The sequence below is a fragment of the Schlesneria paludicola DSM 18645 genome (assembly GCF_000255655.1).
In the GTDB taxonomy this organism is placed as follows: Bacteria; Planctomycetota; Planctomycetia; order Planctomycetales; family Planctomycetaceae; genus Schlesneria; species Schlesneria paludicola.
In genome coordinates this window covers 943,348-949,918 of record NZ_JH636436.1, presented here as the reverse complement: position 1 = coordinate 949,918, position 6,571 = coordinate 943,348, and the positions used below count along the sequence as shown (strand labels likewise).

The window sequence follows — 6,571 nt, the reverse complement described above, 5'->3', positions numbered from 1 at the left end:
GCGCGAATCGCAGCACACGCTCGCTCAATCTCGAGCTGTGTAGGCATGTAGACATCCTGCTCGGCATCATCCTCTTCTTCGTCGATTTCAATGTCGCCTTGGGCCGCCATCAAATCATCCTTGAATCTGAAACCGAAAAGCCCCAACGGATCTATGGAATCGCTGGGGCCAAGACTTGACCGTCGTCACGATCACCGAACAGCAGGGGTTCACATAGTGGTGAACTTCGTGATGCGGACTTCAGCCACCGCTGAGCCCATTTGCGAGTCCACGACCAAACGAATCCCAGAACGACCGATATGGTCGAGGCTGATTCGCTGGTCGCTTAGCCGGGAGCTGCAGCGGTGCAGTCGGGTCATACTGTGTTGCGTCAACACCCGAAGGACCACCCAATTCATTTTCAATCCGACGGATCGCAGTTTCGCCACCACTGAACAGCCCAGGTGCCATCTGTCGATTCCTCTCCGCGATCTTCGCCTGATTGATGGCTTCACGCTGTTCCATCGCGTGCCTATGCGCCTGCATGGCGATTTCTTCTTTCATCTTCTGCTGACGAGCAGGACCTGCAATCAACTCTGCCATTGCCTTCGCCCGACCTTGAGCCGCAATGTATCGCGGGCTTCCACGAAACACGGGATTGTTCGCACCAGCCTTCAGGACTCGTTGATCTTCCAGAGTCTGCTTGCGCATCGCTGCTTTCGTATCTGCCTTTTCGAGACCTGGATCGCGAATGATCGCCCCAGTCTTTGGGTCACGAACCATGCCGTTTCCCGCCGACACCAAGCCATCTGTGCGTTGCCCAACGAGTTGCAGGTTTCCCTGACTCGGGTCGAATCGCACGTTCACAGGAATTCCATCTTTCGTGCCGTTGTCGGAAATGAACGTATTGCCTTCTGTGAACTTAGGCGTGGCCCCCCGAACACCGGCCGTTACCGTCGCAGATCCATCAAGTAACTGTTGCTTCCACTGAGCCGAGCCACCCATCGTAAGCCGTTCGCCGTTCGGTCCGCTCCCGCCGGAAGTTCCATCCAAAGCGTAGGGCTTCGGTGCAGGCGCAGCGTTATCTGGCTTGTAGAGAGATGGAAGTTCAAGGTTCTGTCCTCGAGCTGCAACCATTGTTGCCTGCGAGGGAGTAAGCGGTGCTGGTCGTGGACCGACCGATCCACCTGCGATGGCAGCATCGGCGCGAGAGCGAACGTCCGTCATGTGAGGAGCGGGCTGCCCCATCGAGTTGTACGTCTTCAGGTTTCGCTGGTATGGAGCCGCCTGCGCGTTCTGTAGACCGCTTGAGTACGAATCCCCCTGTTGCATCCGCTGATCGCGAGCAGCGTCATAGGCAGCATGTGCTGGCGTTCGCAACGGATGCACGGGGCCCGGAGGCGGCAATTCCGAGTCAGGTAACAGAGTCCTCGGTGGGCCTGATTGTGCCCCCATCAACTGACGCTGTTCTTGGCCAGGAATATGGTTTGGGATTGGCGTTGCGCCACCCATTGGGCCTGTTGGCCGCGACCCATAAATCGGCAACACCTGAGCGCCATCTGGCAAGTTTGACGAACCCGTTGGGCGAGTCTGCGGACGTCGCTGCGGCAATCGCATTTTAGGGCCATTAGCATTAGCCGGGCTCGATGCATCTGCGGGGCCCGATTGCCCCAATGTCTGAGGTCGCTGTCGTGGCAGTCCGTTGCCCAATCCAATAGCCATTTCCGAATCCTTTCGTAGAGTCCTGCGATCCATAACACCAGTGGCATTATTGTACCGAAACTCTACGGATTCGTTTTTATGTCATGGCCCTGTACGAGGTCACTTTTGACCGTGTGAATGTGACCAGAAAGAGGGTTTCCTGAATTCAGAAAACTCTACTACAGCAATCCATTCGAAGGAGGTTCAAGACGCGATGCTTGCAGGGGCGAGTCTAATTCGTAGCTCGCAGAAACTGAATCCGTCGTCAAACCAGCCATGCAGAATTCGGGGGGGCAAATCATATCAACACGATTCGACCCTACGCCGAGACAAATACACCGTTGCTCTTCCGTAATAAGGACTTGCCAAGCCTTCCAGTGTATGACTTATATCAATCCCATCGCCACACTTGCTGGTCCACATCCCATCTTGCAGTTGGCGGGCGGCATGCGTCGGAATTCCAGCTCGTGTGTAAATCGCTACTTTTTCCAATTCTGGCTCGAATCGATCGCGAGTTGGACAAATCTCATATCCGAGTGTTGCGAACGCCTCAATAAATGCGTCGATTGTCTCCTCCCGACGGACTCCCTTGGGCCAAAATCCGAAGTTTTTGGGCCCAGGCCACCACCACTTGTCATTTACTCCAGCAGCCCATGCGATGCAGTTATATAGACGTGTTGGATTGCTCGTTCTGGAATATTGCGTCGTGGCAAGATTTGGAAATATCGCTTCGAGGCTCCGCAATTTCGTTGACTCCGAAGACACAACTAGAGATATCCATGCAAACGTCCCCAGGCTAACCAATCTTCTGTCATAGAAGACAGATCTCCTTGATGTTCCACTTGTATCGGATCTTCGCCGGTTATCGCTGAGAGTGCCACGAACCAATGATTCGGTGCAATTTGCAGATCAGCCAAAATGAATGGTATGGCGGTTCGGCCCATTCCAATTATTTGGAGATAGGTTGAGTCAAAACACTTTTCAGTTAGAGACGAGTACATCCATGTATTGTCCTGCCATTCCGTTGCGAGTCGATTAAATTTCTCAACAGGCCGCTCGGCACATACTCTCTCGCTCTCTACATGCTCCAGATTCGATGATGTTGCAATGCCCGATTCAAGGCCCTTGAGGTAGCCTTCTTTAATGGCGGAGATTTGACGAGATTGATTTGGCCGAGAAACGGCCGCGCTCAAATATTCCCGTCCCTTTCTTACTGCGTCTTTTGATTCATCGAATTGACGATACTCGTTGTTCTCCAGATCCCAGAATGGAAAAGGTTCTTCGCAGCCCGCGAAGAGGGACGTAGACGGTTTATTCGTCGTCATCGTTTTGCTCTCCAGAAATGACCGTTGGAATCTTTCCTTGCTTTTCCATGAAATCCCGCACAAACTTCGCCTTCTCGATTGCTCTTTCGCATTGTTCCTTCAGCAGTAAGATATCTCCCTCATCGAGGGCCAAACTCAAGCCATTATCACCTGACCGATTATCGTAATGAAGTCGCATGGTGAACGACACGATCGCTCCATTAATCGCGATATTGCTGTCTTCGAAATCGTTGAACACCGGCCTTACGTCAGCAACGATTCTCGCTCCCTGAAACAGGTTTGCATGGTCATAGGCCAAGTCGCTGGCTTTTGAGACGACCCTAACCACATCTGTTACGAGCAGTTGTCGAATTGCTGGCTCGCACAAAGCCCAAGAAGCACGCTGCTCGACGCTCCAGTCCTTGTTGTTCGAAATACCTTCGTTGAGGCTGTCGATCACATCCTCAACTGAAAGATCCCTCTGCCGAATCAGATGGCTCAGCGCCACGAGTTGACGAACCAGAGCTTGTGCGGTCGTAGTACCGGGAACGATATTTTTCAAAGTTCTACGCAAAGCTACGGACGTCAACGGCAGCTTTGGGAGTGAAGCCCAGAGTTCCACCACTGCTTTTAAAATGTCAGGCCCGAGTTCGCTGATACGTTCGAAATCAGAGTAATGGTCACGCGGAATGCGGAATTTGACCGACATTTTTTGAGTCTCAGCCGAAATAAAACGAGAACCGTAACGAAAATCGTAGAGTTGATCGCAACTCAGGACAAGGCACATTAGAGAGATCACCGCCTCTAACGGATCGAACCAAACCGATTGCGACGCGAAATCATGCAGAATCAGCCAATCTTGCCGACGCACAAGCGGTCGATTATGGGTTCCAGCTCCGGATAATTTGCGGAAAAGGCAAAGTGACCAAGTGACGTTTCGCGAAATTCATCGACACCGAACGTCGCTTCAGCGTCATGTTTAACGCGACGAGATCAGCAAGACTCGACTCCGCAAACGATGTGCAAAACTCGGATACTTTGGGGAGTTGTCATCTGAACCCGCTCAAATCGGAATCGAATCCATAAATCGCAAGCTAGGTTGGACAATAGCAGAACTGGCTGGCCCCGCGACGCCAATCTGGCCGTAGTTTCCAAACGTTTGGAAGACCCGTGGTGAACGATTTCTGACGAGGGACTTGAGTCGTTGCCCGGCGAACGCATGGACACGACAGAACGGTCGTCACTGCCTCGACGCTTGGAGCGAGTCCCACAAAGCTCCGTCGATGCCGCGTCGTGACGAGGTGCGATAGGACGCAGATCCATGGAGTCAGTCGTCGGCCCACTCGGCACAGGATCACGGATGTCGAAAATCTCGTAATTCTCGAAATCACATTGCTCCCGTTACGCATTCGCTCGCGTCATCGCCACATCTCCTTTCCCCATATCGTCTGCTGATTCACCGGCGCGCTTGCGGCGATGATTCTCCTTGAATGGCACTCGTGGTTGCGATCGGCCAGCATTGCGAAATCGGCGCTAGACAAGCTCTTTCGCATGCGTATTATCGCCTCACTGGTCCGCGAGCTGATTCGAAGCGGCGCGCGGTGAAATCGGCACCCGCAGGGTAGCGAGGATCTCATCCCCTCGACCCTGCAGGTGCGGCCAGCATTCAAGGATGAGGGCATGATGGCGAAGCGCAAGGGAAGTTCAACAGACTCTTCATTCGGCGGCGACAGTTCAGTCGAGGCGGTCGCTTCAGCTATTAAGCAGGCTCCTGCTCGATGGCATAGTGGCCAATCCATTACGTCTCTCGCATCTGCCCGTGAAACGCAATGCAGTGAAGCGGTTCTTGAAATCCTCGAGTTGCTGCAATCCGTTCCTAAATTGCACGCCGACGATCTCAAGAAGAGTTACACCGCTTTGGTGTCATGCCAACTGCGCCTGTTCAATGATTCCCATCGGCAGTCTCGACTTATTGCAGTCAGAAACCTTCGGGACGTTTGCTCGCTCTTCCGGGCTTGCCGTCAAATGAATGCGGACACGTCAGATGGATGGGAAATACTCACGGACTTCGGAATAAAGCTCAGCCAGATTGTGAATCAAGTCGCTCTAGAATTTTCCGTAGACGGCGTAAGGCTCCTGTTAAACGATGGCCCAGAATGGCACAAGCTTTTGACTGCAGCAGACCTGCGGGATGCTAGGCACGGGCGTGTGCCTAGCTATTCTGACCTGAAACGATTGACTGACGACGATTATTCCTTCGACATGCAAGAATTCGCAGTTTCGTTGATCGGCCTTCATGCTCTGATAGACGAGAAAGTTCAGTTGCTCACGACAAATTTTCCTGAGCCCGTGTTTTCCCAAATGATCGACGAATTACAAGAATTGTGCGCAACGGCTGCGCCTTGGACGTACGCGTATCCCCAACTGCTTGAAGAACGCTACCGTTTGCAAGATTGCGTAGACGGCGGTGTCAGCAACGACCACATCATCGCATCACATCCAGCCGTAAATGCGACTTATATCGAGTCTGGTGACGGGCGCATTAAGACGTTGGGCGATGACACTGGATCGATATTGACGGCGATTAATCGCACGGAGGGGACGAACAACATCCCCATCGTCAGTGACGAAGGCTACACCTGTTGGATCGAGAAAAAAGTCCTTCGACAACACTTTAAGAATCACGGCAAGACCTACAACAGTGACAGCGGATGGACAAACTATATGCAGACACTCATTCGCGACCGACTTGCACGTGATGACGAACCAGGGAAAGGACAACGAACGATCAAAATCCAACAGGCGGCGTTCGCAAAGATAGGAATCCCATCGCCGACAATGGCTGTGACTCCAGGTTTACACCACATTACCCCCGACTCCCCCCAATCTGTATCTAAACAACGAAAAAGCCTGTAGAAACAGGCAAAACTCACGTCTATTGTTCTTCCAGTCACGTGTCTCACGCACACAAACTGGAGGACGAAATGAGACTCACAATCACGGAAGTCGCCGAGTCAATTCATCGGCAGCATGGCGGTGAAATTGTTCCTGCCTGGAAAATGAGACGAGTCATCGACTCTCTCGACACAAACGATGCAATCAGCATCCAGCGTGTTGGTATCTATCGCACTGTCGCCGAGTCTGACGTCGCAATCATCGCGGCAGAGCTCCAGCGACTTGGGTGGCTCGCTCCCGAATCGGAGGCCGCCACATGCCAGCGGTAGTGATCCTCTCTCCAGACGAACTGCAGGCACTTCTGAAGACCGCAGCGATCGAGGCGCTCGCGAAGTTCAGCGCCGATCAAGCTGAACTAGGCAATCGCATCGCATTCGATGAGCCGACGGCAGCGAAACTGATGGACCTGGAATCACATCAACTGCGTGATGAACGCCGTCGTGGTCGGATCGGAGCCTCGACCATCGTCGGTCGGCGCATTCGTTATACGCGTGAAGACTTGCTTGCGTATCTCAATCGCGAGCGATCGGAGGCACGAATCTGATGTCGTATTCACCTGCGCATCATCAGGCTCGCGCTGCCTGCATTCGATTGTGGCTCAGGCGTCGTATCGGGCTAGAGGCTCAGGACAT

General features: G+C 53.1%; 7 protein-coding genes. 3 read left to right on the top strand and 4 right to left on the bottom strand.

The annotated features are described in order from the left end of the window. Positions 1–240 precede the first annotated feature (240 nt). The 4 genes from OSO_RS0137525 to OSO_RS0137505 form a co-directional block, all read right to left on the bottom strand. Positions 241–1,701 (bottom strand): hypothetical protein, encoded by a 1,461-nt coding sequence (locus OSO_RS0137525; protein WP_010587890.1) that lies wholly within the window; start codon positions 1,699–1,701, stop codon positions 241–243. Between the two features lie 282 nt (positions 1,702–1,983). Continuing rightward, positions 1,984–2,445 (bottom strand): DUF7689 domain-containing protein, encoded by a 462-nt coding sequence (locus OSO_RS52830; protein WP_449329012.1) that lies wholly within the window; start codon positions 2,443–2,445, stop codon positions 1,984–1,986. Positions 2,446–2,447: 2 nt separating this feature from the next. After that, a complete protein-coding gene (locus OSO_RS50265) occupies positions 2,448–3,005 on the bottom strand; it encodes a hypothetical protein (protein ID WP_010587889.1) in 558 nt (185 codons plus the stop codon). After that, the gene (locus tag OSO_RS0137505) at positions 2,992–3,855 is read right to left on the bottom strand and encodes a hypothetical protein (RefSeq protein ID WP_010587888.1); all 864 of its coding nucleotides are present in this window, start codon (positions 3,853–3,855) and stop codon (positions 2,992–2,994) included. The genes OSO_RS50265 and OSO_RS0137505 overlap by 14 nt, the downstream gene beginning before the upstream one ends. 809 nt (positions 3,856–4,664) lie before the next feature. Here OSO_RS0137505 and OSO_RS0137495 point away from each other — a divergent pair. The 3 genes from OSO_RS0137495 to OSO_RS0137485 all read left to right on the top strand — a co-directional run bounded on the left by OSO_RS0137495 (position 4,665) and on the right by OSO_RS0137485 (position 6,483). Next, the gene (locus OSO_RS0137495; RefSeq protein WP_010587887.1) at positions 4,665–5,900 is read left to right on the top strand and encodes a hypothetical protein; all 1,236 of its coding nucleotides are present in this window, start codon (positions 4,665–4,667) and stop codon (positions 5,898–5,900) included. Between the two features lie 68 nt (positions 5,901–5,968). Further along, a complete protein-coding gene (locus tag OSO_RS0137490; RefSeq protein ID WP_010587886.1) occupies positions 5,969–6,208 on the top strand; it encodes a hypothetical protein in 240 nt (79 codons plus the stop codon). Further along, positions 6,196–6,483 carry a helix-turn-helix domain-containing protein gene (locus tag OSO_RS0137485; RefSeq protein WP_010587885.1) on the top strand — a complete coding sequence of 96 codons (288 nt, stop codon included), beginning with the start codon at positions 6,196–6,198 and terminating at the stop codon, positions 6,481–6,483. The genes OSO_RS0137490 and OSO_RS0137485 overlap by 13 nt, the downstream gene beginning before the upstream one ends. Positions 6,484–6,571 lie beyond the last annotated feature (88 nt).

Excerpts from the sequence above, each read along its gene's own strand:
- OSO_RS0137525 (WP_010587890.1), bottom strand. The coding sequence starts at position 1,701 with ATGGCTATTGGATTGGGCAACGGACTGCCACGACAGCGACCTCAGACA.
- OSO_RS50265 (WP_010587889.1), bottom strand. The coding sequence starts at position 3,005 with ATGACGACGAATAAACCGTCTACGTCCCTCTTCGCGGGCTGCGAAGAA.
- OSO_RS0137495 (WP_010587887.1), top strand. The coding sequence starts at position 4,665 with ATGATGGCGAAGCGCAAGGGAAGTTCAACAGACTCTTCATTCGGCGGC.
- OSO_RS0137490 (WP_010587886.1), top strand. The coding sequence starts at position 5,969 with ATGAGACTCACAATCACGGAAGTCGCCGAGTCAATTCATCGGCAGCAT.
- OSO_RS0137485 (WP_010587885.1), top strand. The coding sequence starts at position 6,196 with ATGCCAGCGGTAGTGATCCTCTCTCCAGACGAACTGCAGGCACTTCTG.